The sequence below is a fragment of the Sphingomonas sp. LH128 genome, assembly GCF_000293195.2.
GTDB classification, from domain to species: domain Bacteria; phylum Pseudomonadota; class Alphaproteobacteria; order Sphingomonadales; family Sphingomonadaceae; genus Novosphingobium; species Novosphingobium resinovorum_A.
The window spans coordinates 12,228-38,375 of sequence record NZ_ALVC01000353.1; the positions used below are offsets into that span (position 1 = coordinate 12,228).

Sequence of the window (26,148 nt, forward strand, 5' to 3'; positions counted from 1 at the left end):
GCAATTCCCCCTCCGCCACCGCCTTCGGCGGCGCCACCTCCCCGAGACAAATGGGTCTTTACTCCGCCGCCACGACCTGCACAGCCTGCACCCCGCGCTCGCCCGGCTTGCGCAGGATCGCGACAGCGCAGAACAGTACCGCACTCAGCACCGCAAGGCCGAGGAAGATGCCGGAGAAGCTGCCGGTTTGGTCCTTCACCGCGCCGCCCAGCGCCGGGCCGATCGCGGCCGAGGTAGATACCGCCATCATGATCGAATAGAGTTCCAGCGAAGCGCGTTGTCCGAAATAGGACTGCAGCAGCATGACGGTGCTGACGTAGCTGAAGCCCAGCCCACCGCCGAACGTCACCATCCACAGCATCAGCGAGATCGGTCCGTCGATCATCGCCAGCGTAGCCGCGGAGACTCCCAGGCACCCCAGCGAGAACATCGTCAGCGTCCGCGCGCTGGTCTTCTCACCCGCGATGCCCGCCAGTGCCGATCCGATCGCGCAGACCAGAGCCGCAAGACTTATGAGCTGCGAGGCGCGATCCTGCGCGATGCCGTGCTCCATCAGGTGCTGGTAGGCGAAACCGTGCGTGGTCGTGTTGATCGCAAGGCACGCGGTATAGGCGAGCACGACGACCCAGAACTGCACGGTCCCGAGCGCGCGGCGCACGGTCCACTCGGCCGGTGCACCCGGGGACGCGACGTGCTCCTCGGGCGCGGCGATGTGGAGGCGTCCGGCGGTGAGGGTGCAAAAGCCCCCCACGACGACCGAAGCCACGGCGAAGAGCAGCCAGTAGAAGCGCCAGTCGAACCCGGCGCTCTGCGATCCGTACCACAGCAGCGGCCCGGCGACGGCGCCGAGGTTGCCGATCGTGAAGTAGAGCCCCAGCACCGTCGAGCGGCGCCGGAAACTGCTCGACAGGATATGCACGGCAGGCACGGTCCCGCAGAAGCAGTAGCCGATGCCGAGCAGTGTGGTGCCCAGATAGTAGCCCATCACGCCGGTCGAGGTGTAGAGCAGCCAGAAGGCCACGAACAGGATCACCGTCCCCGCCGCCAGCGTGCGCCCGATGCCGAGCTTGCGGATCGTCAGCGCGGGGGCGAGGCTGACGATCCCGCAAGCCGTGCCCAGCAGGGTGAAGCCGAAGCCCGCCTGCGCCCAGGTCATGCCGAACGCCTCGACCATCGAGGGCAGCACCATGCCCAGCGAGTTGAACGTCCCCGCCGAGAGCAGGAAGTACATCAGGCACAAAGCCTGAAGCACGATCATGACGAGCAGACGGGTGTTCATCCTGGTATGATCCCTGTGGCGGGGCGGGTGGAGGCGGCGGTGTTTCTCGGCACCGGCCACCGGCTGAGTACAATCATGCGTATCGACACAAGCGCGGTGCCGACACTTCTCTCCACGCGGAGCAAGATGGCATCCATGGCCCGCATCGTCGAGAGGGTGTTCACGCGCTCCACGCAGCCATGACCGCGTCGGTGGTCACCAGCAGCGAGGTATTCGCGGCCAGCGCCTTGAGCGCGTGGGCGTGAAGGTCCGGTTCGTAGGCTGCGCAGGCGTCGGACACCACGAACGTATGAAAGTCACGGTGAAAGGCGTCGCGCGTGGTGGAATCGACGCAGCACTCGGTGGTGAGGCCCGTCATCACCAACGTGTCGATCCCGCGCGCGCGAAGTTGCTGTTCCAGATCGGTGCCGTGGAAGCTGGAATAGACCAGCTTGGATATCTCGATGTCGCCCGGCTGGGGGAACAGGCGATAGTAGTCCTCGCCGCCGCTGCCGATCCGGCAGATGCCTTCCTCGCCGGGCGTGCCGCGCCGGGCCATCAGCGTCTTCAGAGCCTCGGAATCGGTTTCGGGGCGCGTCATCACGCGCATGAACGCTAACGTAACTCCGGCCGCGCGGGCGGCGGCGATGAGCATCTCGATCCGGTCGATCGCGGCCTCGGCCGGGGCGAGGTCGATGCCGAAGCGACCGATCAGGCCCTCGGGCGCGGCGAAGTCGACCTGCACGTCCACCACGATCAGGGCAGTGCGGGCGGGAGCGATCATCCCGGCGGGGTCGATGTGCGGCAAGTCAGCCATGCGCGGGTTCCATCCGGCTCGGGAAGCGCTCGCGCAAGGTCGGCAGCACTTTTTCGCCGAATATGGGCAGCGCGGCGTGATAATCCGGGAAGATCAGCATCAGCCCGTCGAGCGAAGTCTTCTCGAAAATCTCCGACAGGCGCGCCGTCACCGTCTCCGGGGTGCCCAGCACATGCGGGGTCATGAAAGTGGAGCGGGCCTTCTGGGTGAAGGCGTTCTCCTTGCCGATCTCGCTATCGAGGAAGCCGTAGGCACGCATCATACCGTGGAGAGCTTCCTCGTCGAAGCCGGCACGGAAACGAGCGGCGGTTTCCTCGGCGGCCTCGTCGGTGTCGCCGAACACCACGGTCATCATGGAGTACGTACGGATCTTCGCGCCGTGCCCGGCCGCCTCCGCCTTGGCGTCGGCGCTGGCCTTCGCCAGTTCCTCGACGTTGCCGCCGGACAGGAACAGCGCGTCCATCTCGTTGGCGGTGAACTCTATGCCGACTTTCGAGGTGCCCGCGCAGACGAGGAACGGTGCCCTGGAGGGTTTGGGGTTCGACATGCAGTCGTCGAGGGTGAAGTGCTTGCCCGCCATCGTCACGGAGTCCTGCGTCCACAACGCCTTGATGCCGCGTATCCACTCGGTCGCCAGCACGTAGCGTTCGTCATGATCGACGCCCTCGGGCCAGGCGCCCATCTGAGAGAATTCTCCCTTGTAGGAGCCGGTCACCACGTTAAGCCCGGCGCGGCCATGGCTGATCTGATCGAGCGTGGCGATCATCTTGGCGGTGACGGCGGGGTTCTGCAGGATCGTGTGGACGGTCGCCCAGACTTTCACCCGGCTCGTCGCCTGCGCCAGCCCCGCCATCAGCATCGGCGAGTCCAGCGACGTGTTCCAGTGCTGCGTCTCGCCGCCGTAGCCGCGGTACTTAGCCATCGCCATGATGAAATCGAGGCCGATGTCCTCGGCCAGCCGCGCGGCCTTGAGGTTATAGTCGTAGGACCCGTCGAGCGTGGGCGCGTTCTTCGACAGGATCCAGCCACCGTTCGCCATCGGCATGAAGATGCCGAGGTCGCGTCCTCCGGTGTCGGACGGGAGGCCGAAGCTCTCGGGACGCGGTTGGCTTTGGATCATCGGGCTCCCCTGACTGGATTTCTCGGCAAAGGCTAGAATGGGGCGCGGCGCGGTTCTTGTCACCCTGCGCCCATGCTGTTGTCGCCGCTCAAGGCATCGGGCGCGAGGGGCATAGATGCGTCGGCCTGCTCGCGCTAGGTGCGCCGGGTATTCGTGAGGGAGTTCGACATGAGCAACTGGTTCATCACCGGCGTCAGCACCGGGCTCGGCCGCGCCATTGCGCAAGCCGCGCTGGACGCCGGGCATACCGTCGTCGGCACGGTGCGCAACGCCGATGCCGTCGCCGCCTTCGAGGCGATGGGGGAGAGGGCCATCGGCATGGTCCTCGACGTGACGGACCTCGGCGCGGTGAAGGCGGTGTTCGATGCGGCCGAGGAGCGCACCGGCGGCCTCGACGTGGTCGTGAACAACGCAGGCCTCGGCTATACCGGGGCCATCGAGGAAACGCCGATCGATGACGCGAAGGCGCTGTTCGACGTCAACGTCTGGGGGGCGCTGGCAGTGATTCAGGCGGCGCTGCCGTACCTGCGGGCGCGAAAGTCCGGCCATATCGTCAATGTCGGGTCTATCAGCGGCATGGCCTGCTGGAACGGCACCGGTATCTACGGCGCCAGCAAGTTCGCGCTCGACTGCATCGGGCGCACGCTGGCGCAGGAGGTGGGGCCGCTCGGCATCAAGGTGACCAACGTAGCTCCAGGGGGCATGCGCACCGAGTTCGCCGCCTCGCGGCTGCTGGGGGCCGAGCCCTCGATCGCCGACTATGCCGGGACTGCGCACGTCGCGCGGCAGGTACTGACCGGCCATCATGGCGAGGAACCGAGCGATCCGATGATGATTGCGCAAGCGATTGTGACGGCCATCGCCGCGCCGGAGCCGCCGCTGGTGTTGCTGCTGGGAGAGGATGCCTTGGGCTACGCCAAAGGGGAGTTCGCGATGCTCCAAGGGCAATTCGACACCTGGATGCATCTGACGACGGCAGTGGCTGCAAAATAATCTCGGATGAGGGCGTTTCTGACAAACCCTTGGCATGCACATGAAACCATGGCGATTTTGATGCTGGCGCTCGGCATATGCAGCAATGTCGAGGCAAAGTAATCTACACTAATTCGCGTTATGTGATCTGGTCGACTCTCAGCGTGCGTATTTTGATTTAATATTGATCCAGGGTTCGCGCAATAAACGAGTCGTTTTTCATGAAAATATGTAAAATTGCGTCTTGCGCGTCATATATTGCTTGTCTGAGGTCGATGTGAGACGCATTGGGAGGGTACTCCAATGAACAGGCAGAAGTTTGTTGCAGCCGCTGTCGTGGGTCTTACTTTGTGCGTAGCGCCGAGTGGCGGCCGGGCAGAAACCGCGACCGATACGCTTTCCGTCATTGCGCCGCCGAGCGTCCAGAACTGGTCGGAGAACGTGTTCCGACAATTCGAGCGTAAGGTCAGGTATCCGGCTCCGATGGGCACGATGCCGGCCAGCGAAGGCATCGTCGCCGTCAAGTTCAATTGCAGCGAAGACGGCGTGCCTTCACAAGTCCAACTCTACAAGACTTCGGGTCACGGCGACCTCGACCGCGCAACGGTGCGCGCGGTGGAGCGCATCGCCACGCTTCACCCGCTGCCGCGCGGGGTGGGGCATGACCAACAGTATATCGTGCGCGTTCTCTTCGCCAATTCGGAGGGTTATGCGCAAAGGAACATGACCCGGCTGCGCGAGGATGCTGCCCGCAGCAATGCATGGGTCGGCCGCAGCGGGGCGACCACGGCGATGCTCGAACTCGTCCCCCCGAAAGGCTGACGCCGCGCGCCCCCGCCTCGACCGTGCGCCTGCCCATGCGGGCGCACGGTCGCTGCTTCAGGCGGCGAACAGGCTTTTGCGGATCACCGCATGCACGCCCCAGTTGCCGTTGGCGACCTGGCTGATCCCGAAATCCACCCCCACCGAGAGCAGCGAGATCGCCTCGTCCTCGGTCAGATCGCGCAAGGTCATCAGGAACCGCCGCGCTTTGCGGAACGCATCGCGCATCGCGGCATCGATCGACGATTGCTTGTAGACCTCGCTTTGTGCGTTCGCGCCCAGTTCCTTGAGGTATTCCGGGTGCGAGAAGCCCAGGATCACCCATTCGTCCTTGGTTTCGATCAGCGGATAATCGATGTCGCGGATGTACTTGCGGCTGGTCTTGGCGGGGTGGAGTATCACCTGGATCACCGCCGTCATCGAGCATTCGATGGCGGTGCCGCACAGTTCGCTGTCGCCCTGGCTGGCATGGGGATCGCCCATCGACAGCAGCCCGCCCGGCACCCCCACCGGCAGGAAGCAGCTCGATCCCGCCCCCAGCCGCCAGTTGTCGATATTGCCGCCGAAGTTGGCGGGCGGCACCGAATCGATCAGTTCCGAATGTGCGGGCGCCAGCGCGATCACGCCGAAGTGCGGGCGCACCGGGATCGTCACGTCGCGCAGCACGTCGAAGTTGCGGGTGATGGTCTCGGGATCGACCGGCACGCCGGGATAGTCGTAGCGCTCGTGGACCACGCCCGAAGGGTCGGTCTGCGGGGTCCAGCGATAGGAGTAGACCGCCTGCGCGGTGGCGCCGCCGGGCTCGTTGTCGATCTCGTAGATCGTCACGACCTCGCGCTGCTTGGGCTCGGTCAGGAGGTCATTGTAGTGATAGCCCCAGTAGGCCGCGACGTTGGAGCCGAAGGCGCGCCCGGCGAACAGCGGGTTCTGGCTGGGGCGGTTCTCCATGTCGAGGATGCGGACCTCGATCACGTCGCCGGGGCGGGCGCCCTCGACCGCGATCGGCCCGGTGCAGATGTGGACGCCGAAACCCTCGCCGGGGCCGCGACCTAGGGCCGAGGCGTCGAACGGCCCGGCGCCGCGCCGTTCCACCGCCTTGCCGTCGGTGGTCCAGTGGAACACCGCCTCGGCGCCCGCATCGCCCTCGATCATGCGCTCGGCATCGTCGTTGGCGTGGTGGGTCAGCGTTTCGATCGTGACGTAGTCGCCCGAGCGGACTTCGAGCGCGGGTTGCAGCGAGCGGCTGAAATAGCCCCAGTGGATAGTGTCGGGCCGCGCGGGCAGAAAGTGGTGGCGGCGCGATCTTGCGGCATCGTCGAGGCTGGGTAGTCCGCTGAGGACGCTGGGCGGCTCGCGGTTGTCCATGCGCACGTCGCGCGCTTTTTCGGGCCGTCCGCGGCGCGGAGTTTCGGCCGCGCTCGTCGCGATCTCGGGGGACTTGCGATACTCGCGCGGGCTCATCCCGTACTGCTCGCGGAAGGCGCGGGAGAACGAGGCGCTGTCGTTGAAGCCCCACTGGAACAGGATTTCCGAGATCGAGCGCTGCGCATGGAGCGGGCTGCCGAGATCGAGGCGGCAGCGCTCCAGCCTGCGCAGCTTCACGTAATGGCCGAAGCTTTCGCCGTGGCTCTCGAACAGCTTCTGCAGGTAGCGCGGCGAGATGTTGTGCTCGGCGGCGATCTGGTGGGTGTTGAGGTTGGGGTCGGACAGCCGCATCTCGATCGACTGGAACACCCGCTCCAGGATCGCCGCGCGCCCGCCCGCCGCGCCGCCCAATTGCTTGGCGGGCGCGCGGTCGAGCAGGGTGGCGGCGATCATCTCGGGCAGGGCCAGTTCGACCGGGCGGATCTGGTCGTCTGATATGTCGAGGATGGTGTCGGCCACGGTGCGCAGCAGGCTCGACATCATGCGACCCACGGCGGTGTCGGCGATGAGGTCGCTGATCTCGGTCGGCAGCTGCGAGCGGGATTTGAGCGCGGGCAGGCTGTGCGGCACCTTGACGATGAGCAGGCGGAAATCGCCTTCCATGGCGATGCGGCAGCGGGTGTCGCCGCCGCCGTAGACCATGTCGCCCTCGCCGATTTCCACTTCGCGGTCTCCGCTGCTGGCGGCAATGCGCCCTTCGAGCAGGAGGACGAGCCAGAAACAGCGCGCCTCCTGCCGGAAGTCGAGGGTCATCGCCTGCGCGGTGCCGGTGCAGCGGACGAACTGGATCTTCTGCCCGCTGGTGAAGCTGACGAGGTCTCCGTAGATGTCCTCGTTCTCGGATTCCAGTTCCAGCGACACGCGCTGCAATGCGAAACGCCACGCCTGCAATCGCTGGTCGTGGGGATAAGCATTGGTGGTCAAGCGCACGCCGGTCATGCCGGAATTATCCTTGTTGTGTAACCCTGTAGGGGGCAGCCTAACTCACTGTTTCCAATCCCGCCAGACGCTTGTGTGCAGCGCGGTAACGGTGGACCAGCCACTTGTTGAACTGGCCCTGCGCACCTTCCTGCCACGAATAGCGGCCGCGCGGGGCGAAGCGCGAGCGCAGGCCCTTCTGCACCAGTTCGTCGACGTGGAAATCCTGCGCGATGATGTGTGCGGTGGCGCGCATGTTCATGTCGAGCTTGTGGTCGAACGTAGGGTCCTTCATCGCGCCGGGGGCGAACAGCAGGCCGGTGTCCATTTCCAGCGATTCCGGGCCGTCGGGCCGCAGGATCAGGTAGATCACCATGTCGCTCATCATGATGAGGCTGAGCGAGGGCGGCACGTTGGCGAAGGTCATCCGGTTGCGCATTTCATCCGAAAGGCCCGGGAAGATCGGCAGCACCGCGCGCTGCGTGGCGTTGAAGCTGGCGTCGGGGTGGAGCGTGCCGTTGAAGCGCAGGAACCCGGCGTCCTCGGGTTCGGAATGCGGGAACTCGGCCTTGCCGGACGGCACGAAGTCATGCAGCGGCCCGGCGTGGAGACGGCTGGCGTGGTAACCGTCGTTGTTGTTCTCGAACATCACCTTCCAGTTCCACGGGAGCCTGGCGCCCTCATCGGGCTTCGGACCCTCGGCAGAGGCGAGGTCGTAGCCCGCGATCGCCTCGGCCACCCCGATCAGGCGGGGGGCGAGGGGCGCGGCGTTCTCGTCGAAGTTGATGAAGACGAAGCCGTTCCAGATCTCGACCGCGAAGCGCGGCAGGCTGTTCGCCTTGCGGTCGAAATTGCAGGTCTTGTTCATCGCCGGGGCCGCCACCAGCGTGCCGTCGAGCGAGTAGCTCCAGTGGTGGTAGGGACACAGGAACCCGCGTGCGTTGCCGCTGCCCTCGGCCACCAGCATCGCGCGGTGCTGGCACACCGCCGACATCGCCCGCACCTGCCCTTCGAGGGTGCGCGAGACGATGATCGGCTCGTTGATGGTGCGGGTGGTGAAGTAATCGCCCGGCTTCGGGATCCAGTCCTCGCGCCCGACGCACTGCCACTCGGCGTAATAGAGCGCGTCCTTCTCGAATTCGTAGAAGTCTTGAGAGGTGTAGCACGAGGGCGGCAGCGTGACCGCGTCCTCGAGGTTCACGGCCGAGGCGGAGAGGGATTCGATGAAGTCGTCCGTCATGGTTGGCGCGGGCATGGTGACCATCCTGAGTGCTGTTATGGGTACGCTAGGTGCCGTTGAGTGCCGTCAGGTGCATTTGTGCATGCGGCACCTGCGAAGGCAATATTGCATTTGCGAGAAAGGCTTACTCGTGGGTGTAATCGTCTGGAATCCTGGGAGGATCTCCGGCCTTGCCCCAGAGCAGGATCTCGTTGCCCCAGGGATCGCGGAAGCAGTGGTTGAGGCCGTTGAAAGTACCCCAGAAGTGGTTGCGCCACAGCACCGTGGCACCGCGCTCCTCGGCGGCGGAAAGGATGCGTTCGGGGGTGTCGTCGTCGCTGATGAGCACCCAGATGCGCGGTTTCCGGCCCTCCTTGGCGATTTCGCGCGGGGCGATGCCTTCGGCGTCCGGGTGCGGGCGGGCGTTGGCGGGGTCGAAGATGCCGACATGCAGGTTGCCGATCTGGCTGTCGGTGCCGTCGGGATTGGGGAACATGCCGCCCGGCACCATGCGGTGATAGACGCCCTCGGGCTTATGATCGTCGCGCCAGCCGAAGACTTCGGCGTAGAAGCGCCCGGCGGCGGCCGGATCGTCGGCGGGCAGGTCTACGAAGATGAGCGTGTTGGGCATGGGGTTTGGGCTTCCTTCTCGTGTGCCTCACGGTCTGCGCCAGATGCGCGCGCGGCTCTTGGCGGCAAGCGTCCGGTTTGTTGACGCGAGGTGGGCGGGCGTGTGGCGCGGGGGCTTCGACAGGCTCAGCCTGAGCGGAATTGGAGGTTTCCTCCGAATTCACTCTCCCGGAGCGGAGTCGGGAGGCTTACCCCCAACCCCGCTCACCCTGAGCTTGTCGAAGGGGCAGGCGCGGCCTCTCGCAGCCCCCGCAGTTCACCGCGCTGCCAACTACCAGTGCGCTGACGGCCAAGACCCTTTTCGTCCCTCGGGAGAGAGTGAAGCGGTCGATCCTCCACTCTACAAAGGACACTGCATGGCTTCGGTCACCACTCTGACATCGGCGAAGGCGGACACGCGGCCCTCGGCGATCTGGCATCTCAAGGCCACGCCGGAGACGATCCACTGGGGCTACTTCTCGCCCGAGATCAAGCCGGCGCTCAGGATCAAAAGTGGCGATCTGGTGCAGGCCGAGGCGATCACGCACCATGCAGGCGATGCGCCCGAACTGATGTTCGACGAAGGCGTGGAGCGCATCTTCCGCGAGGTCGATCCCGCCAGCCGCGCGCCCGGCGTCCACATCATGACAGGCCCGATCTACATCGAGGACGCCGAGCCGGGCGACATGATCGAGGTGCGCTATCTGCAGATGACGCCGCGCAACAACTACGGCTCCAACCTCGCGGCGAACTGGGGGCATCTGTATGAGGAGTTCGGCAGGAAGGAGCGGGTGACGATCTACGAGCTGGACCCCAGCGCGAACACCGCCCACGCCCTTTATGCCTACGATTTCCCGGGCGAATACCTCGTCCCCGGCACCATCACCAACTGCCCGGTGTGCGACCGGCACCCGGCGCTGCCCGGCATCACCATCCCCGCCCGTCCGCATCTGGGCACGGCGGGCGTGGCGCCGGCGGTGGATGCGCCGGTCTCGACCATCCCGCCGGGGCTGCATGGCGGCAACATCGACAACTGGCGCATCGGCGCGGGCTCGACGATGTTCTACAAGTGCCAGGTCAAGGGCGGGCTGTTCTCGATCGGCGACCCCCACGTCAGCCAGGGTGACGGCGAGATCAGTGGCACCGCGATCGAGGCGTCGCTCGACTGCCTGTTCCAGATCATCCTGCGCAAGGACTTTTCCTTCCCATCTCCATTGCTGGAGACGCCCGAGAACTGGATCGTCCACGGCTTCGGCGAGGATCTCGACCAGGCGATGAAGAACTGTTCGATGGACATGCTCCACCTGCTCCACGAACAGCAGGGGCTGAGCAAGGAGGACGCCTATTCGCTGATGAGCGTGGCGGCCGATTTCGGCGTGACGCAAGTGGTGGACGGCACGCTGGGCGTCCACGCACGCATCGAGCGGCGCATCTTCCCGGGCAAGGGCACCGTCATCGACCCGACCTGAAGATACGTGGCCAAGGACTCTGAAATACTACGAAATTGTTCCGTTGCCTTTCGGCTCCATCGGGGTATCCGACCGAGGCGACCCGAAGGACGGAACTTATCCGCCTTTCAGCCTGACCCGGGGCCTTATCGGCCACCGGGTCATTTTTTTGCCATCGCTGCTTGAACGGCTACGAAAATCCGTAAAATCCACTAGCTTATCGTTAACGAAGCCTCGCCGCGGCTTCGTCGGGGGCTGTTGCGGCGACGAGGGGCTGATGGACACGAACTGGAGGGCCGGTAGTGCCGGCGATACGCATATCTCGATCGCGCAAGTACGCGCGCATCCGCGCTTCGAGGATGCCAAGGTGCTGCTCATCGACGGGCTGGCAGGCCTTTACATTGACGACGCTCGGCTGCGCACGCTTATCGAATACGAGAAGGGGGTTACGTTCATGCTGATCGCCTCGCTCGACGCGCTGCGCGATCCCGACGATCCGGCGGGCGGTGTATCGATGCAGGTGCTGAACGAAGTGCTGCCCAACATGGGTATAGCACCCGGCAGGCGGATCGCCGATCTCGTTGCCAACTTGCGCCGGGACCTGCTGCTGAATGTCGTGCCTGACCCCAGGGATCGCCGAGCCCGGCTGCTGCGCGCCACCGAGCGCGGGGTCGCGGCCGATTGCGAATGGCTGGGGGTATTCCACGCACCGCTCGCGCTGCTGCGTCCGGAGGTCGATTACCGTCCGGTGCTGGAACGACGGACAAGTTACCAGAAGGCCTTCCGCATCGCCGGGCTAAGAACGCTCGAGATCGCCAACGAGATCATGAGCGCCAACCCGCCGATGGACTATTTCGTGCAGGAGGCAGTGGGCTTTCGGGTGCTGATGATCCTGATGCAGTCCGTACGCGGCAATCCGGACAATCGCACGGCGCCGGGCTTCTATTCGCGGGCCGGCGGGCAGGGCGGTGTCTCGCGCACCCATGTCCGCAACGTGCTCAAGGGTGCGGCGGAGCGTGGTTTCGTCACGCTGTCCGAGCGGCCGGGGGACTATGTGGAACTGTCCCAGACCCTCATCGACGCTTTCGACCGATGGGTGGGGGAGAGCCTGTCGTCGATCGATCGGGTCCGTACGCTCAGCGGGCATCCCTGAGCATCAACCTGCCGCCATTGCGAGATCTCCGGAGGCAACGGGCTTGACCGGACGTACGCGGGTGCGCCCGTCGGCACCGATGCCAGGGAGGAAGAACAGCAGGGCCATTCCCGCTCCCAGCACCACGATGATCGCCAGTGCAGCCTCGTTATAGGAGCCAGTGGCCCCGTAGCTGAGATCCATCGCCGCCGGGGTCAGTCCCTGTGCCAGGATGACGGCGGCGTAGAGCACCGCGTTGATCGATCCGAAATGCCTGAGGCCGAAGTAGCGCGAGCAGAAGTAGGGCAACGCCGCATATTCCGCGCCCATGCCGATACCGAGCAGGACGCCTGCGGCGGTGGCGGCAAGACCGCCCTGTCCGAACTGCAGAAGCCCAAGACCCGCCATGGCGGCGGCATACATCGGCACGATCAGCAGCGGCGTGCGCAGCTTGTCCAGCATTCCGCCGGTCACCACCTGCCACGCCGCCGTGACAAGCGCGAAAGTCGCGACAACGCCGGTCGCCTGGCCAAGGCCGAAGCCGCGATCGGTCATCATCGGCACGACATGGGTGAACACCGCCGTCATGCCTCCCGCGCCGCTCGCAACGGCGAGCAACAGCAGCCAGAAGCGGCGGGTCGATGCCGCCTCGCGCAACGTCATGCCCTCGAACACGCGCTCGGGTTCATCGTCCTTGCGGGAGACGTGGCCGGGCGTGTCGTGCAGCCAGAACCACATGATCGGAAAGCCCAGCAGCAGAACGATCGCGCCGATCGCGCCGTACGTCGCGCGCCACCCGATCAGCGGCAGCAGGATGCCTGCCACTACCGGCATCAAGGTCGCGCCGACGCCGTTGCCGATCCCGGCAGTCACCCCCAGCATCAGCCCGCGCCGGGCGTCGAACCAGTTCGACACGATCTTGGCGATCATCGGCGAGGCGCATGTCGCGCCCGCCAGCCCGATGAGACCGTACTGGAGGTAGAACAGCCAGAGGCTGCCGCTCGTCTGCGACAGGCTGGCCACCAGCAGCGCGAGGGCCACGTTGCCTCCCATGATCATGGGTCGTGCTCCGACACGGTCCATGGTGCGCCCGATCAACGGATAGCTTGCCGCCGCGATGATCGCGATTAGGCCCAGCACGCCCGACACCGCCGCGCGCGACCAGCCCAGGTCCTGCGAGATCGGCACCAGGAACGTCCCGAAGGTCGCGCTGATCGCGGCAGTGAGGCACACGAGGTTGCCGGTAGTGGCAGCGATCGCAAGGCGGGTAGAAGCGCTCGGCATGGGCAGGTCTCCGGTTCCGATTGCCGGAGTAAAGGCCCGCCGCGCGCCGATCCCAAGTGTTTATAGGTGCGCCGCAACAATTCCTTCGCGCGCCGTCAACTATGGGTCCTTGCACGAGAGCGCGCTCGACCCGACTTTGCACCCAGCGACCCGTGGGGTCGAAAATTGCCCGCGAGATCAACCAGGGACGATTCGCCAAGATGAATGCTCAGACGGCCGACATGACGGTTTCCTCGACGCAGATGCCCACCTTTTTCATTCCGCATGGAGGCGGTCCGTGCTTCTTCATGGACTGGTCGGTGATGGGCGGCCCCGCCGACACGTGGGACAAGACCGAGGCGTGGCTGCGCGCGCTCGTCTCGACACTCCCGGAAAAGCCGAAGGGTATCGTCGTGATCTCGGGCCATTGGGAGGAGTCGGCATTCACCGCATCTACCGCGGTAGAGCCGGGGATGATCTACGATTACTACGGATTCCCGCCGCATACTTACGAGCTGAAATACCCGGCGCCGGGCTCCCCCGCGCTGGCGGAGCGCGTCGTGGAACTGCTGAAGGGTGCGGGCCTGCCCGCCCGCACCGATCCCGCCCGCGGCTTCGATCACGGTGTATTCGTACCCTTCCTGCTGGTCGATCCGGACGCTACGATCCCGGTCGTGCCGCTTTCGCTCAAGGCGGACCTCGATCCCGCCGAGCATATCGCCGCAGGCAAGGCGTTGGAGCCGCTGCGCGAGGAGGGCGTGCTGATCGTCGGCTCGGGCATGAGCTACCACAACATGCGCGGCTTCCGGACACCTGCGGCGACCCGCCCCTCGGCGGTGTTCGACCAATGGCTGACGGGAGCGGTCGAAGCCACGCCCAAAGAGCGTGAAACGTTGCTTTCTCACTGGGCCGAGGCGCCTGCGGGCCGCCAGTCGCACCCGCGCGAGGAGCATCTGCTGCCGCTGATGGTAGCGGCCGGGGCGGGTGGGGTCTCGGCCGGACGCAAGGTGTTCGGTGACAACGTCATGATGGCGGACATCTCGGCCTATCGGTTCGGGTAAAGGCCCCCTTGCCGCTAGATCGCAAGACTGTAAGGGTGGCCCTTCGATCGATGGCGAGCGAGGGAGATCATGCTGGTGGCCGAAACGAGCGGAAAAGCGGCACCTCCGAGCGAGGGCAGCCTGCGCACACGCATGGCCGAGGCGGGCGTTTCCGCTCCTGACGAGTGCTTGCCGGGCGTCCTGTCCAACCTGATCGTCCTGCAGGACCACGTCGCCACCTTGCGCGCCTTTGCGCTCGATCCGCGCAGTGCCAGCGCCATGCGGTTCGAGGCTTGAGCATGTCCCTCGCGCCGTCATCCGCTATCGTCATGGCCGCCAGGGTGCGCGGCGGCGAAATTTCGGCCGTGCAACTGGCGACGAAGGCTTTCGACAAGGCCGAGCAACTCGGCGGCGAGCGTAGCGGTTTCACGCGGCTGCTGCGCCGGCGTGCGCTGGCGCGGGCGGCGGCGGTCGACAAGCTGGTCGAGGCTGGGCTCGATCCCGGCCCACTGGCAGGCGTGCCCTTCGGCGTGGCGGACCTGTTCGACGTGGCCGGAGAGATCACCACCGCAGGGTCGCGCACACGGCGCAATGCGGCGTTCGCCAGCCGTGACTCCAAGGCGATCGCGCTGCTCGAAGCAGCGGGCGCGGTGCTTGTCGGCACGCAGAACATGGACGAATTCGGCTACGGCTTCGTCACCATGAATGCCGAGTACGGCACGACGCGCAACCCCCACGATCCTTCGCGCGTCGCGGGCGGCGCGGCGGGCGGTTCGGCAGTGGCGGTGGCTACTGGCGTGGTCCCGCTCAGCCTTGCTTTCGACACCAATGGATCGCTGCGCGTGCCTGCGGGGCTGACCGGGGTAATCGGCCTCAAGCCCACTTACGGCGACCTACCGCGCGAAGGCATGTATCCTTTCGTGGAGAGCCTCGATGTCGTGGGCGTGCTCGGCCGCGATCTCGATGACGTGGCGCTGGTCCGCACGATCCTGCGCGAAGGCGCACCCGAGCGGCAGGAGCCCCTGCGCGGCGAGATTTCCTTCGGCCGCTTGATGAGTTGGTTCGACGACAACATTTCCGAAGAGATGCGCGGACCGCTCGATGCGTTCTGGAGCCGCCTCGGCCGCATCAGCTTCGAACTGCCCCATTCCGAGATTGCCCGCGCCGCCGCCTCGGTCATTATCGCGGCCGAGGGTGCCAGCCTGCACCGCCCCGCGCTGGAGGCCGACCCGATGCAATTCGAGCCCCCGGTGCGCGATCGCATGCTGGCAGGTCTGCTATTGCCGAGCGACGATTACCTTGCCGCGCAGCGTTTCCGGAGCTGGATTCAGGCGCGCCTGCGCCGCCAGTTCGAGCTGGCCGACGTCCTCTTCACCCCCGCCGCGCCGGGCTTCGCACCGACCATTGCCGATCCGGTGATGACGTTCGAGGGCAAGACGATCCCGGCTCGCAGCCACCTTGGCATCTACACGCAGCCGATCAGCCTGATGGGGCTGCCCGCGCTGGTGCTGCCGCTAGCGGGCGACTTCGCTATGCCGCTGGGCATCCAGTTGATCAGCGCGGCCGGACATGAGCCACTGCTCTTTCGCGCGGCGCGGCAGTTGATCGACAAGGGCCTTTGTGCGGTGCCGCTCCCGCCCGAGTGATGGCCAGCGCAAAGGGCGATGCGCGGGGCCGGAGCCCACTTGTATAGCGGAAGACGGCAGAAATCCGGATTTCGTGACATTATTTTTGCAGTGCACAAAGAGGGAATGGACAGCCGCAAAGGTTTGGTATTACCATATCAAAGTTTAGTATTACCGATGTGGGTGGTCGGGTATTACGAGGGCGGGTGATATGGACGGAGTTCGCGTAGGCAAGAGGCTGATCGGCACGCAGTCGCCGGTCACGGTGGGCTGGGAAAACATCCCGCGCGTAGAGGGCAGCCCGGTGAAACAGTTCGTCTTCACTTGGTTTCAGCCTGCAGTGCTGATCGCGTTGGTGACCTTCTGGCTCTGCGCACCCGATTCCATCGCCAAGGCCTCGACCGCGATCGGCATCGGGATCGGTTTTAAGGCGCTGCTTTATTGCCTCGAATGGGTGAACCCGCGCCACGATAGCTGGCGGCTTACATGGAAGGAACTGGTCACCGACCTGTTCTACGTCGGCATCAGCTATACGCTGGTCAAGTATGCCGGCAAGCACATCGGCAGCGACGCCATGGTCGGGGCCATCCAGCATGCTTTCGACTGGGAGAAATTCGCCTATTTCAAGGAGATGCCCCTGCTTTTTCAGGCGTTCCTGATCTCGTTCATCTTCGATTTCGGGCAATACTGGATGCATCGCGGCATGCACAACTGGTATCCGCTATGGCTCACCCATTCGGTCCATCACTACATCACGCAGCTCAACATCAACAAGGGTGCGGTCGGGAATCCGGTCGAATTGTTCCTGATCGGGCTCGGCATCGGCGGGTTCTTCGATTTCCTGCCGCGCGCGGCGCTGCTGGCCGGAGCGATCGGCATGGCGGTCGGCACGTACCAGCACATCAACGTGCGCTTCAACACCCCCCGGCTGTGGCGCTTCCTGTTCAACACCACCGAGCACCACAGCGTCCACCACTCGCAGGACTTCGAGGCGAGCCGCAGCAACTACGCGGGCACCTACATTTTCATCGACCGCATGTTCGGCACTTGCGTCGATGGCGAAGCGGAACTCCTCGGCATGGAAGGCGGCCGCCGCATGTCGATCCGCGAGCAGATGACCTACCCCTTCACCGAAGCCTGGAGGACCACGAAGTCCACCATTCAGGTTCGCTTCCAGCCCGCCGCCGTCCCGGCCGAATAAGGGAGACTTTCGCGTGGACCTTCCCTTCATAGACCGGATCTGGCGTGTTCGGGGATCCTTAGCGCTCGATGTGCGGCGTGCGCCCCGGGACGTCTTCGCCCGCCTCGATCACTTGTTTCGCGCGGTCGGCACGACCTTCCGCATCGATGGCGACACATTGGCCTTCAGCAAGAAGGACCCGATCGCGCAGGACCGGATGGCCATATTCAACCACGGCACGCTGTGGGTGGAGGATGACGGGCAAGGCGCCGAACTGCGCTACGACCTGAACAGCCCGACCCTTCAGTTCTGCTTCTTCCTGCCGTTCCTGTTCCTCGGCATCGCGTGGCTGCTCAAGGAATCGCGCAATCCGGCTTTCGTGTTCGCCGGTATCTTCACGGTGCTCTACGTCGTCGGCCGGATTCTGGAGCCGTGGCTGATCCGATCGGCCTTCCGCAAGAGCCTTGCTGACGTGGACCCTGTCACCGAAATCGCACCGGTCTGACCCGCTTTACTCCGGCTTCGCGGCCGGGGTTTCCTCGGCCTGCGGCGGTGTGGGCAGATCGACCTTGATCTCCACCCGCCGGTTCTTCGCCCGGCCCTCCATATCGTCGGTGCCGTCGAGGTTGCGGTTCGGCGCGATCGGCCGCGCTTCGCCGAGGGCGATCACGGTGATGCGGTCGCGCGGCACGTCCTTCTTCACCAGATAGCCGCGCACGGCCTCGGCCCGGCGGCGCGAGGCGGCGAGGTTCTGCTCATCGGACCCCTTGGAATCGCTGTGACCCCAGATGGTGATCGGGCCGCCAGCCCGGAACGAAGGGTGCGTCATCAGATCGTCGATCATCGCGAGGCCCGCCGCGTCAGGCTCGGAACCCTTGGCGGGGAACGGGACGACGATCGTTTCCGGCTGCAGCACCGGGGTTTCGCTTGGCGCGGGATCAATCTCCGCGCGAATGATCGATTTCTTTACCAACTCCGGCTCGATCGCTTCGGAGGCATCGGCCGCTGCTTCGCTCTGGTCGTCCTGCGGGGCCTTGCCGGGCTGGCAGGCGCTGACGGCAAGCCCGATCGCGGCGGCGGACAGCCAGTGCGCGGCGCCTTTCTGCAATTTGAAGCCTCTCATGCGGTCGCCTCCTTCTTGTGGGGTTGGGCCGGGTTTTCGGGATCGGAATGGCGCGAGGGGCCGTAGGACACCACGATGTCCCCCGCCTGCGGCGTCGGCCTCGACGCATGGGTGAAGAAGCGGATGCGGCCGTCCTTGCGGAGCACGAACAACATATCCGCCTCGTCCGGCAGCGAGGAGCGGGCGTCGGTGAAGTCGAACTGCTCGCTGATCCGCGTCTTGCGGAAGGTCCAGCCCGCCGTCTCGCGCTCCATGATCTCCTCGACGCCGTGTCCGGCGGCGAACATCGCGCGCCCGCGCAGGGCTTCGGGAAGGCTGCGGTGGTCCTCGTCATCGCCGCTGCCGCCCAGCTGGTATACAGCATCGCGGCCGATTTCCGGCGCGAATTCGTTACAAACGAGGGCATTGTAGGCCTCGTTCTCGGTCGTCGCAACGAGCACCTGGAACTGCGTGAGGTCCAGCCGTTCCTCGGTCGTCTCGGCCAGGATCTCGCCGTGATAGGTGGCAATACCCGCCTGTCGCGGTGCGGCGAGGCGCTGCCAGCTGGCGTCGGAAATCATCACCGGCAGGTCGAGCGACTTGAGCTGGCGGGCAAGCGACAGGCTCCACGGTGTGCTGCCGACGATCAGCAGCCCCTTCTGCGGCGCACCCATGACGCCGAGCCAGCGCGCGACGAAGCGGATGCTGAACCCGTGCGCCACGATCGTCGCCACCACCACGGAGAACGACAGCGTGACGAGGATGCTGCCATCGCCATATCCCAGTTGATCGAGACGCAACGCGAACAGGCCCGAGACTGCGACCGCGACGACACCGCGCGGCGCGATCCACGCGACCAGCAACCGCTCGTTCCACGGGATCTTGCTGAAGGCCAGCGCGACCAGCACCGTTGCCGGGCGGACGAGGAACAGCAGCGCGAGGAGGAAGGCGATGAAGCGCCACTCGAACAGGCGCAGCACCTCGAAGTTGAGCGACGCCGACAGGAGCACGAACACGCCCGAAATGAGGAGGACGGTGACGTTCTCCTTGAACGGGTGAATGTCGCGCAGGGAATCGAGGCGCATGTTGGCCACCGCGACGCCCATCACCGTTACGGCGAGCAGGCCGGTCTCCTGCTGGATCAGGTTGGACAGCACGAACGTGCCGATCACCGCCACCAGCAGCACCGGGGCCTTGAGATATTCGGGGACGTGGCCGCGCGGGAAAGCCCAGGCGATCGCGCGCGCCGTGGCATAGCCGATGAGCCCGGCAACCACCGCCGCGCCCAGCAGCGCGGCGACGACCGAGAGCAGGGTGCCGCCTTCGTCGACGCGGCGCAGGTACTCGTAAGTGATGACGGCGCAGAGCGCGCCGAAGGGGTCATTGACGATCGCTTCCCACTTGAGGATCGCGCGCGGGCGCGGGGCGACGTTGCTCTGGCGCAGCAGCGGGATCACCACCGTCGGCCCGGTCACCACGAGGATGCCCGCGAACAGGATCGCGACCGGCCAGACGAGCCCCGCCACATAATAGCAGGCGAGGGTGCCGAGCACCCAGCCCAGCGGGATGCCGATCACCATGAGCCGCGTCACCGCGCCCTCGGTCTTGCGCAATTCGCGGAAATTGAGGCTGAGGCCGCCTTCGAACAGGATGAGCGCCACCGCCACCGAAACCATCGGTTCGAGGAGTTCGCCGAAAGTTCGTTCCGGCACGATCAGCCCGGTCACCGGCCCGGCAAGGACACCGGCGGCGAGCATGAGGGCGATTGCGGGCCAGCCGGTACGCCAGGCGATCCACTGCGCGCCGATCCCGAGAATGCCGATCAGCGCGAAGACAAGGGCTTGTTGCTCCATAGGCAGGGGGTAACCGCTGAACGCCGGAAAGGTAACCGGCGGATGCGGCTTTTACACGGTGCAGCCCGGGCGCGTGGCCATCTCACAGCCAGATCCGCATCCCGAGATGAAGCTGGTGTCTTATCGAAAATCCCGTCTTTGGCGGATTTCCGATCAAGCTTTCAGGCCTTGCTGCATCAATGCTCAAACATTGTCGCAACATTGCGGCATTTTATCCCTTGCCTTTGTCGCAAATCATTCGCATTAGCGGCGGCGAAATTTCCGACACAAGCATGAGGGGTAAAAAAGTGTCCAAGTCTCGCCTTCGCCTATCATCGGCGCGCGTCGCGCCTGCCTATCTCGCGCTTTCGTGCGTGGGCTTCGCTGCCGCGCCTGCGCTCGCACAGGATGCCGAAGGCGACACCGCCGCGCGCAGCCTGGGCGGGGTCACCGTGTCCGACACCGCGATCGAGGAAACGCCGTACCGTGTGAACAAGGCGGATTCGCCCAAGTACACCGCGCCGCTGCTCGACACCCCCAAGACGGTCATCGTCGTGCCGTCGCAGGTGATCCGCGAAAGCGGTTCGACCACGTTCGTCGAGGCTCTACGGACCGTGCCGGGTATTACCTTCGGCGCCGGTGAAGGCGGTAACCCGCAGGGCGATCGCCCGTTCATCCGCGGCTTCGACGCCCAGGGCAGCACTTATATCGACGGCGTGCGCAGCGTCGGCGGCCAGTCGCGCGAAATCTTCGCGATCGAGCAGATCGAAGTCGTGAAGGGCAGCGATTCCACCATGGGCGGTCGCGGCAGCGCCGGCGGCAGCCTCAATCTCGTCAGCAAGATGCCGCACCTCGGCACCGATGCGCGCGCCGACCTCAGCTACGGCACCGACGACTACAAGCGCGCGACCATCGACGCGAACTACCAACTTGGCGACATGGCGGCGATCCGCATCAATGGCATGTGGCACGATGCCGACGTCGCCAAGCGAGACGTGGTGACCTACAACCGCTGGGGTATCTCGCCCTCGGTGGCGCTGGGCCTGGGCACTTCGACCCGCGCCTTCATCAACTACTATCACATGCAGAGCGACGACATTCCCGATCCGGGCATTCCGTTCGAGCGCACTGCTGCCCAGGTGACTTCGGCAAGCCTGCTGAAGATCGAGCCCGCCGACGTCAAGCGTAGCACCTTCTACGGGTTGGCCAACCGCGACTTCCGCAAGACCAATACCGACGAACTGCTGATGCGCGCCGAGCATGATCTGTCAGACACGATCCGCCTGCGCGCGACCGGCAAGTATGCCAACGTCAAACAGGCATACATCATCACCCAGCCCGACGACAGCCAGGGCAACGTGCAGAACGGCCTGGTGTGGCGCCGAGCGAACACGCGTTGGAGCGACGTGGACTCGATGGTCGGCCAACTCGACCTGTCGGGCAAGTTCATGACCGGCGGTATCGAGCACTCGTTCGCGACCGGCTTCGAGGCCAGCTGGGAACAGTCGAAGCGCGGTACCTTCAACGTAAACACCAACGTCACGACCGCCACGGCAACGAGTGGTGCCAACGGTCGCTGCGGCACGTTGAACATTGCGGCTTACAACTGCACCAGCCTGACCAACCCCAACCCTTACGATCCGTGGCAGAACGTGCAGACCAACGGCACCGTCGTGCCCGTGGTCAAGAGCGCCATCAGCGGCAAGACCGAAGCGACGACTTACGCGCTCTATGCCGCAGACACCGTGACGGTAACCGACTTCCTGCTGCTGAACCTGGGCCTGCGTTACGATTGGTTCGACACGACGGCGACGACCATTTCGACGACCACTGCTCCGGTCGTGCTGTCGAACAAGGAGCACTTCCTGAACTATCAGGCGGGCGTCGTTCTCAAGCCGATGTCCAACGGCAGCGTCTACGTCTCGATCGCCAAGTCGTCCACGCCGGCCGGCAGCCTGATCGGTGAAGGCCAGGAAGGCAACGCGCTGACCGCGCTGACCACCCTTGATCTCAAGGCGGAAGTCACCAAGTCCTACGAGATCGGCACTAAGTGGTCGTTCTTCGATGACGCCTTCGGCCTCAACCTGGCACTGTTCAAGACCGACACCGACAACGCCCGCATCACCAACGGCGCCGATGTGGTCTTCCAGGGCAAGCGCAACATCAAGGGCGTCGAAGTGGGCTTCAACGGCAAGCCGCTTCCGTTCTGGAGCGTCTTCGGTGGCTACACCTACATGGACTCCAAGATCGTCGATGGTGGGTACACCCAAGTCGGCACCGTCATCACGCCCAGCATCAACAACGGCAAGCCGTTCCCGAACACGCCGAAGCACAGCTTCACCGCATGGTCGACGTTCGACATCGCCGAGCGCTTCCAGATCGGCGGCGGCGCGATCTACAACTCCAAGCAGTACGGCGGTTACGGTGCCTCGACCTACGGCACCATCACACGCTCGATCCCCAGCTACTGGCGCTTCGACGCGACGGCTTCCGCCACCATCACTGACAACATCGAGGTACGCGTGAACGTGCAGAACCTCGCCAACAAGAAGTATTACGACAAGACCTACTCGACCCACTTCGCGACGATCGCACCGGGTCGCTCGGCCTTCGCGACCCTCTCGCTGAAGTATTGATCCATCCGGATAAGTCACAGGCGCCCGCACCCTTCAAAGGGGCGGGCGTTCGTGTGTCCGGAAGATACGTTCAGAGCTGAATTTAATTGCCTTTTTTGCAATTAGTGGGTTGCCCCTCGGGCGCCCTGCCTCCTAGACTGCACGGGTAGTCATATGGAGTGAGGTTTTGGAGACAGTTTCGATCGTACTTTTTCTGCTGCTGGCGGTCGTCGTCAGCGGTGCCGTTGCGAGGATGATGCCGTTCTCGATACCCACGCCGCTGGTCCAGATCGTGCTGGGCGGTGTGATCGGAATGTCCACATCGCATCGGGTCGAACTCGATCCCGAACTGTTCCTGTTCCTGTTCCTGCCGCCCCTGCTGTTCCTTGACGGCTGGCGCATCCCCAAGGACGAATTGTTCAAGGATGCCTCCACGGTGGTGGAACTGGCCCTTGGCCTCGTGCTCATGACCGTGATCGGCATGGGCTTCCTGATCCACTGGATGATCCCGGCGATGCCGCTGGCGGTGGCCTTCGCGCTTGCCGCCGTGGTTTCGCCGACCGACCCGATCGCGGTGTCGGCCATTGCCGCCCGCGTGCCGATCCCCAAGCGAATGATGCACATCCTCGAAGGCGAATCGCTGCTCAACGATGCCTCGGGCCTGGTCTGCCTGCGCTTCGCGGTGGCGGCGGCTTTGACCGGCACGTTCTCGGCCGGAAGCGCGGCGCTCAACTTCCTGTGGGTCGCGGGCGGCGGCCTCGTCATCGGTGTCGCGGTGACGCTGGTGGTGACGCGCGTGAAGGCGTGGGTGACGAAGCGCTGGGGAGAAGACACCGGCTCCCAGATCCTGGTCAGCCTGCTGATCCCCTTCGGCTCCTACCTGCTGGCCGAGCATTTCCACGCTTCCGGTATTCTCGCGGCAGTCAGCGCGGGCGTGACGATGACGTATGCCGAGATTTCGCGGCAGGCTCTCGCGGTTACCCGGATGCGCCGCAACTCGGTGTGGGACATGATCCAGTTCACCCTTAACGGCATCATCTTCGTGCTGCTGGGCGAGCAAATGCCGGGCATCCTCGCCGGAGCGCGCCAGACCGTCGCGGTAACCGGACATAGCGAGGCCTGGTGGCTCGCGATCTACACGCTGGCGATCGTCGCGGGTCTGGCGACCTTGCGCTTCGTGTGGGTGTGGGCATCGCTGAAGCTGACGATCCTGCGCAAGGCCAAGCGCGGCGTCGGCGTGCAGACGCCGGACTGGCGCCTGATCGCCGCGACCTCGGTGGCGGGCGTGCGCGGGGCGATCACGCTGGCCGGTGTGCTGACCTTGCCGCTGACCCTCAACGACGGAACGCCGTTTCCCACTCGCGACCTTGCGATCTTCCTTGCCGCAGGGGTGATCGTCGTTTCGCTGGTACTGGCAAGCGTGACCTTGCCGTTCCTGCTCAAGGGATTGGCCATGCCGCCCGAACCGGCGCGTCAGGCGGAGGAGGATTCCGCCAGGATCGCAGTCGCGCAAGCCGCGATCCAGGCGATCGAGCGGCACCAGCACGCCCTCGCCGAAAGCCACGGCGAGGCCGATCTGTTCGCGGATGCCGGGGGGCAGGTGATGACCCTCTACCGCGAACGCATCGAAGGCCTGAGCGAGCGCCAATCCGCAGAGGCGCGCACCGGAGACAGACTGCTCCGCGACTTCCGCCTCGTCGGGGTCAAGGCGGAGAGGGCGGCACTTGCGCACTTGCTTCGCGCGCGAAACATCAGCAGCGAAACCGCCCGCAAGCTCACTCGCGAACTGGATCTGTCGGAAGCCCGCTTTCTAGGCTGAAATCGATCCGGCCGGGCGCGAGGAGTCGTTCAAGCTCCTTGCGCTCCTGCGCGCCTCGGTCGCCTAGTGCGTCGAGCGTTGCCAGCGCCATGGCGCGGTAAGGTGACATCAGCGCGGGGTCGTCCCTGGCGATGACGTCGAGATGGCGCTCGATGGTGCCCGCGTCCCCTCGCAGCACAGGCCCGGATAGAGCCGCCAGTCCACGATCGAGGCTGTTTTCGAGCGCCGCGCGAACCAGAGGGGCAAGAAAAGCCCCCGGCGCGGCGATACCGGCCAGCTTCAGGGCGTCGCCTGCACCAGCAATGAGGGTGACCAGATGGTTGGCCCCATGACACAATGCCGCATGGTACAGAGGCCGGTCGGCATCGGTGACCTCTACGGCCACGCCGCCAAGTGCGCGCACGAGTGTCATTCCGGTGACCGTCGCGGCCGGGCTCGACCCGGTCACTGCGAAGTGGGCGGCGGCCATGCGCTCGACCTCGATCTGCGGCTCGCCGGTGAAAGTCATGGCGGGATGGACCGCAGCCGTCCTTGCGCCGATAGCCTGCAGGCAGGAGAGGGGGGCAGTTCCGCTTCCTCCGCTGAGATGGCAGACGAAGGGCGCGCCGGGCAGACTCTCTCTCGCCATCTCTGCCGCCACCATCTCGATCGCATCGTCGGCAACGGCGATGACGATGAGATCGCAGGTCGCAGCGAGGGTGCTCAAGCTATCCGCGATCACGCATCGCTCGATGTGCCGCGCAGCTTGCACCGCGCGCGTGGGGTTGCGCCCCCAAAGTAGCAATTGGGACCGCGAGTGGTCACGCAGTCCCAGCGCGAAGGCCTGCGCGACGCGTCCGGTTCCGACGATGCCGATCCGTTCGGCTATGGGCGTGACAGTCATGACGACTGCCTAAAGCATTTTCTAATCAGGTGGGATCACCTGATGACTCGGAAAATGCGGAATACCCAGCGTGTCGGCTCGCAAGTTGCACGGCCCTCGGCGATGCCGCATATCTGGCCGGGCAAGGAAAACAACGGGCGAGACGACATGATCGAAATGGTGATCGAGCAACGGCGGCGCAGCCTTGGCGGCGGTCTGGACGTGGGCCGGGTTCTGCCTTTCGCCAAACGGCGCATGGTCGGGCCGTTCGTGTTCTTCGATCACATGGGACCGCTCGACGTCGCGGCAGGCGCCGATCGCAGCCTCGATGTGCGGCCGCACCCGCATATCGGCCTGTCTACCGTGACGTATCTGTTCTCCGGCGAGATCGTGCACCGTGATAGTGTCGGCTCGCATCAGACGATCCGCCCGCAGGAAGTGAACTGGATGACGGCGGGCAGCGGCATTACGCATAGCGAACGGTTCGAAAAGGCCCGCGCCGTCGGCGATCATCTCCACGGCATCCAGGCCTGGGTCGCCTTGCCGGAAGGCGACGAGGAAGTGGCGCCCTCGTTCTCTCACCACGCCGGAGACGATCTTCCGCAATGGAGCGAAGCGGGCGTGCGCGGCCAGTTGATTGCAGGCAGCGCCTACGGCCTTACTGCCGGGGCGCGCACGCATTCTCCGTTGTTCTACGCACATCTGGACCTCGATGCAGGCGCGAGAGCCGAAGTGCCGCCGGGCCACGCGGAGCGGGCGGTCTATGTCGCTACCGGGGCGGTCGAAGTCGATGGCAGCCGCTACGAAGCGGGCAATATGCTGGTTCTTGGCGCCGACGTATCCAGTGTAATCGCCGTGGAACGATCCACCGTGATGGTGCTGGGTGGCGAGCCGGTCGGCGAGCGCTTCCTCTACTGGAACTTCGTCTCATCTTCCAAGGATAGGCTTCGTCAGGCTGCGGAGGACTGGAAAGCCGGCCGCATGAAACTGCCAGACGCGGACGATAAGGAATTCATCCCCCTGCCGGACGACCCGTTTCTGAAGCCTCCGGCAATGTCGTGACGCGGATG

Annotated in this window: 22 protein-coding genes; 12 read left to right on the top strand and 10 right to left on the bottom strand. The window is 65.0% G+C overall.

Going from position 1 to position 26,148, the window contains the following annotated elements; translation table 11 throughout:
• Positions 1-58 precede the first annotated feature (58 nt).
• From LH128_RS24485 to LH128_RS24495, 3 genes are all read right to left on the bottom strand, one after another.
• Positions 59-1,279, bottom strand: coding sequence for an MFS transporter (locus LH128_RS24485; protein ID WP_008832376.1), 1,221 nt, complete (start codon positions 1,277-1,279; stop codon positions 59-61).
• 160 nt (positions 1,280-1,439) lie between these two features.
• Positions 1,440-2,075 carry a cysteine hydrolase family protein gene (locus LH128_RS24490; RefSeq protein ID WP_008832377.1) on the bottom strand — a complete coding sequence of 212 codons (636 nt, stop codon included), beginning with the start codon at positions 2,073-2,075 and terminating at the stop codon, positions 1,440-1,442.
• Positions 2,068-3,195, bottom strand: coding sequence for an LLM class flavin-dependent oxidoreductase (locus LH128_RS24495; protein WP_008832378.1), 1,128 nt, complete (start codon positions 3,193-3,195; stop codon positions 2,068-2,070). The genes LH128_RS24490 and LH128_RS24495 overlap by 8 nt, the downstream gene beginning before the upstream one ends.
• Before the next feature lie 168 nt (positions 3,196-3,363).
• Between LH128_RS24495 and LH128_RS24500 the strand changes: the two genes are divergently transcribed.
• Entirely contained in the window at positions 3,364-4,188 is an 825-nt protein-coding gene (locus LH128_RS24500; protein WP_008832379.1) for an oxidoreductase, read from the top strand.
• 282 nt (positions 4,189-4,470) lie between these two features.
• Positions 4,471-4,989: an energy transducer TonB family protein gene (locus LH128_RS24505; RefSeq protein ID WP_081798960.1), complete on the top strand. Its 519-nt coding sequence runs from the start codon at positions 4,471-4,473 to the stop codon at positions 4,987-4,989.
• A gap of 57 nt (positions 4,990-5,046) precedes the next feature.
• Here LH128_RS24505 and LH128_RS24510 read toward each other — a convergent pair whose 3' ends face one another.
• From LH128_RS24510 to LH128_RS24520, 3 genes are all read right to left on the bottom strand, one after another.
• Positions 5,047-7,353 carry an acetamidase/formamidase family protein gene (locus LH128_RS24510; protein WP_008832381.1) on the bottom strand — a complete coding sequence of 769 codons (2,307 nt, stop codon included), beginning with the start codon at positions 7,351-7,353 and terminating at the stop codon, positions 5,047-5,049.
• Positions 7,354-7,393: 40 nt separating this feature from the next.
• On the bottom strand, positions 7,394-8,587 hold the full coding sequence (locus tag LH128_RS24515; RefSeq protein WP_008832382.1) for an aromatic ring-hydroxylating oxygenase subunit alpha: 1,194 nt from the start codon (positions 8,585-8,587) through the stop codon (positions 7,394-7,396).
• A gap of 109 nt (positions 8,588-8,696) precedes the next feature.
• Complete coding sequence (locus tag LH128_RS24520) at positions 8,697-9,182, bottom strand: VOC family protein (protein ID WP_008832383.1); 486 nt, start codon at positions 9,180-9,182, stop codon at positions 8,697-8,699.
• Positions 9,183-9,537: 355 nt separating this feature from the next.
• Between LH128_RS24520 and LH128_RS24525 the strand changes: the two genes are divergently transcribed.
• Positions 9,538-10,629 (top strand): acetamidase/formamidase family protein, encoded by a 1,092-nt coding sequence (locus LH128_RS24525; RefSeq protein WP_008832384.1) that lies wholly within the window; start codon positions 9,538-9,540, stop codon positions 10,627-10,629.
• A 256-nt stretch (positions 10,630-10,885) separates the two neighbouring features.
• A complete protein-coding gene (locus tag LH128_RS24530) occupies positions 10,886-11,761 on the top strand; it encodes a hypothetical protein (protein ID WP_008832385.1) in 876 nt (291 codons plus the stop codon).
• Between the two features lie 3 nt (positions 11,762-11,764).
• Here LH128_RS24530 and LH128_RS24535 read toward each other — a convergent pair whose 3' ends face one another.
• A complete protein-coding gene (locus LH128_RS24535) occupies positions 11,765-13,024 on the bottom strand; it encodes an MFS transporter (protein WP_008832386.1) in 1,260 nt (419 codons plus the stop codon).
• A gap of 200 nt (positions 13,025-13,224) precedes the next feature.
• Here LH128_RS24535 and LH128_RS24540 point away from each other — a divergent pair, with 200 nt between their 5' ends.
• The 5 genes from LH128_RS24540 to LH128_RS24560 all read left to right on the top strand — a co-directional run bounded on the left by LH128_RS24540 (position 13,225) and on the right by LH128_RS24560 (position 17,353).
• The gene (locus LH128_RS24540) at positions 13,225-14,064 is read left to right on the top strand and encodes a DODA-type extradiol aromatic ring-opening family dioxygenase (RefSeq protein ID WP_008832387.1); all 840 of its coding nucleotides are present in this window, start codon (positions 13,225-13,227) and stop codon (positions 14,062-14,064) included.
• Positions 14,065-14,133: 69 nt separating this feature from the next.
• Positions 14,134-14,340: a hypothetical protein gene (locus LH128_RS24545; RefSeq protein WP_008832388.1), complete on the top strand. Its 207-nt coding sequence runs from the start codon at positions 14,134-14,136 to the stop codon at positions 14,338-14,340.
• Between the two features lie 2 nt (positions 14,341-14,342).
• The gene (locus LH128_RS24550; RefSeq protein WP_008832389.1) at positions 14,343-15,689 is read left to right on the top strand and encodes an AtzE family amidohydrolase; all 1,347 of its coding nucleotides are present in this window, start codon (positions 14,343-14,345) and stop codon (positions 15,687-15,689) included.
• Between the two features lie 190 nt (positions 15,690-15,879).
• A complete protein-coding gene (locus LH128_RS24555; protein WP_008832390.1) occupies positions 15,880-16,869 on the top strand; it encodes a sterol desaturase family protein in 990 nt (329 codons plus the stop codon).
• Between the two features lie 13 nt (positions 16,870-16,882).
• Positions 16,883-17,353, top strand: coding sequence for a hypothetical protein (locus LH128_RS24560; RefSeq protein ID WP_008832391.1), 471 nt, complete (start codon positions 16,883-16,885; stop codon positions 17,351-17,353).
• 6 nt (positions 17,354-17,359) lie between these two features.
• Here LH128_RS24560 and LH128_RS24565 read toward each other — a convergent pair whose 3' ends face one another.
• The gene (locus LH128_RS24565) at positions 17,360-17,971 is read right to left on the bottom strand and encodes an OmpA family protein (RefSeq protein WP_008832392.1); all 612 of its coding nucleotides are present in this window, start codon (positions 17,969-17,971) and stop codon (positions 17,360-17,362) included.
• Positions 17,968-19,803 (bottom strand): cation:proton antiporter, encoded by a 1,836-nt coding sequence (locus LH128_RS24570; RefSeq protein ID WP_008832393.1) that lies wholly within the window; start codon positions 19,801-19,803, stop codon positions 17,968-17,970. Before LH128_RS24570 ends, LH128_RS24565 begins: the two co-directional genes overlap by 4 nt.
• A 287-nt stretch (positions 19,804-20,090) precedes the next feature.
• Here LH128_RS24570 and LH128_RS24575 point away from each other — a divergent pair, with 287 nt between their 5' ends.
• Together LH128_RS24575 and LH128_RS24580 are read left to right on the top strand one after the other, a co-directional pair.
• On the top strand, positions 20,091-22,418 hold the full coding sequence (locus LH128_RS24575; protein WP_008832394.1) for a TonB-dependent receptor: 2,328 nt from the start codon (positions 20,091-20,093) through the stop codon (positions 22,416-22,418).
• Between the two features lie 166 nt (positions 22,419-22,584).
• On the top strand, positions 22,585-24,216 hold the full coding sequence (locus LH128_RS24580) for a Na+/H+ antiporter (protein ID WP_008832395.1): 1,632 nt from the start codon (positions 22,585-22,587) through the stop codon (positions 24,214-24,216).
• Here the strand turns inward: LH128_RS24580 and LH128_RS24585 are convergent.
• A complete protein-coding gene (locus tag LH128_RS24585; RefSeq protein ID WP_008832396.1) occupies positions 24,173-25,099 on the bottom strand; it encodes a Rossmann-like and DUF2520 domain-containing protein in 927 nt (308 codons plus the stop codon). The two genes, LH128_RS24580 and LH128_RS24585, sit on opposite strands and share 44 nt — an antisense overlap.
• A 147-nt stretch (positions 25,100-25,246) precedes the next feature.
• Here LH128_RS24585 and LH128_RS24590 point away from each other — a divergent pair, with 147 nt between their 5' ends.
• Positions 25,247-26,140, top strand: coding sequence for a pirin family protein (locus tag LH128_RS24590; protein ID WP_036525302.1), 894 nt, complete (start codon positions 25,247-25,249; stop codon positions 26,138-26,140).
• The last annotated feature ends 8 nt before the right edge of the window (positions 26,141-26,148 follow it).

What these genes read in the sequence shown, in the direction of transcription:
- LH128_RS24485 (WP_008832376.1), bottom strand. Translation starts at nt 1,279, where the DNA reads ATGAACACCCGTCTGCTCGTCATGATCGTGCTTCAGGCTTTGTGCCTG.
- LH128_RS24490 (WP_008832377.1), bottom strand. Translation starts at nt 2,075, where the DNA reads ATGGCTGACTTGCCGCACATCGACCCCGCCGGGATGATCGCTCCCGCC.
- LH128_RS24495 (WP_008832378.1), bottom strand. Translation starts at nt 3,195, where the DNA reads ATGATCCAAAGCCAACCGCGTCCCGAGAGCTTCGGCCTCCCGTCCGAC.
- LH128_RS24500 (WP_008832379.1), top strand. Translation starts at nt 3,364, where the DNA reads ATGAGCAACTGGTTCATCACCGGCGTCAGCACCGGGCTCGGCCGCGCC.
- LH128_RS24505 (WP_081798960.1), top strand. Translation starts at nt 4,471, where the DNA reads ATGAACAGGCAGAAGTTTGTTGCAGCCGCTGTCGTGGGTCTTACTTTG.
- LH128_RS24510 (WP_008832381.1), bottom strand. Translation starts at nt 7,353, where the DNA reads ATGACCGGCGTGCGCTTGACCACCAATGCTTATCCCCACGACCAGCGA.
- LH128_RS24515 (WP_008832382.1), bottom strand. Translation starts at nt 8,587, where the DNA reads ATGCCCGCGCCAACCATGACGGACGACTTCATCGAATCCCTCTCCGCC.
- LH128_RS24520 (WP_008832383.1), bottom strand. Translation starts at nt 9,182, where the DNA reads ATGCCCAACACGCTCATCTTCGTAGACCTGCCCGCCGACGATCCGGCC.
- LH128_RS24525 (WP_008832384.1), top strand. Translation starts at nt 9,538, where the DNA reads ATGGCTTCGGTCACCACTCTGACATCGGCGAAGGCGGACACGCGGCCC.
- LH128_RS24530 (WP_008832385.1), top strand. Translation starts at nt 10,886, where the DNA reads ATGGACACGAACTGGAGGGCCGGTAGTGCCGGCGATACGCATATCTCG.
- LH128_RS24535 (WP_008832386.1), bottom strand. Translation starts at nt 13,024, where the DNA reads ATGCCGAGCGCTTCTACCCGCCTTGCGATCGCTGCCACTACCGGCAAC.
- LH128_RS24540 (WP_008832387.1), top strand. Translation starts at nt 13,225, where the DNA reads ATGAATGCTCAGACGGCCGACATGACGGTTTCCTCGACGCAGATGCCC.
- LH128_RS24545 (WP_008832388.1), top strand. Translation starts at nt 14,134, where the DNA reads ATGCTGGTGGCCGAAACGAGCGGAAAAGCGGCACCTCCGAGCGAGGGC.
- LH128_RS24550 (WP_008832389.1), top strand. Translation starts at nt 14,343, where the DNA reads ATGTCCCTCGCGCCGTCATCCGCTATCGTCATGGCCGCCAGGGTGCGC.
- LH128_RS24555 (WP_008832390.1), top strand. Translation starts at nt 15,880, where the DNA reads ATGGACGGAGTTCGCGTAGGCAAGAGGCTGATCGGCACGCAGTCGCCG.
- LH128_RS24565 (WP_008832392.1), bottom strand. Translation starts at nt 17,971, where the DNA reads ATGAGAGGCTTCAAATTGCAGAAAGGCGCCGCGCACTGGCTGTCCGCC.
- LH128_RS24570 (WP_008832393.1), bottom strand. Translation starts at nt 19,803, where the DNA reads ATGGAGCAACAAGCCCTTGTCTTCGCGCTGATCGGCATTCTCGGGATC.
- LH128_RS24585 (WP_008832396.1), bottom strand. Translation starts at nt 25,099, where the DNA reads ATGACTGTCACGCCCATAGCCGAACGGATCGGCATCGTCGGAACCGGA.
- LH128_RS24590 (WP_036525302.1), top strand. Translation starts at nt 25,247, where the DNA reads ATGATCGAAATGGTGATCGAGCAACGGCGGCGCAGCCTTGGCGGCGGT.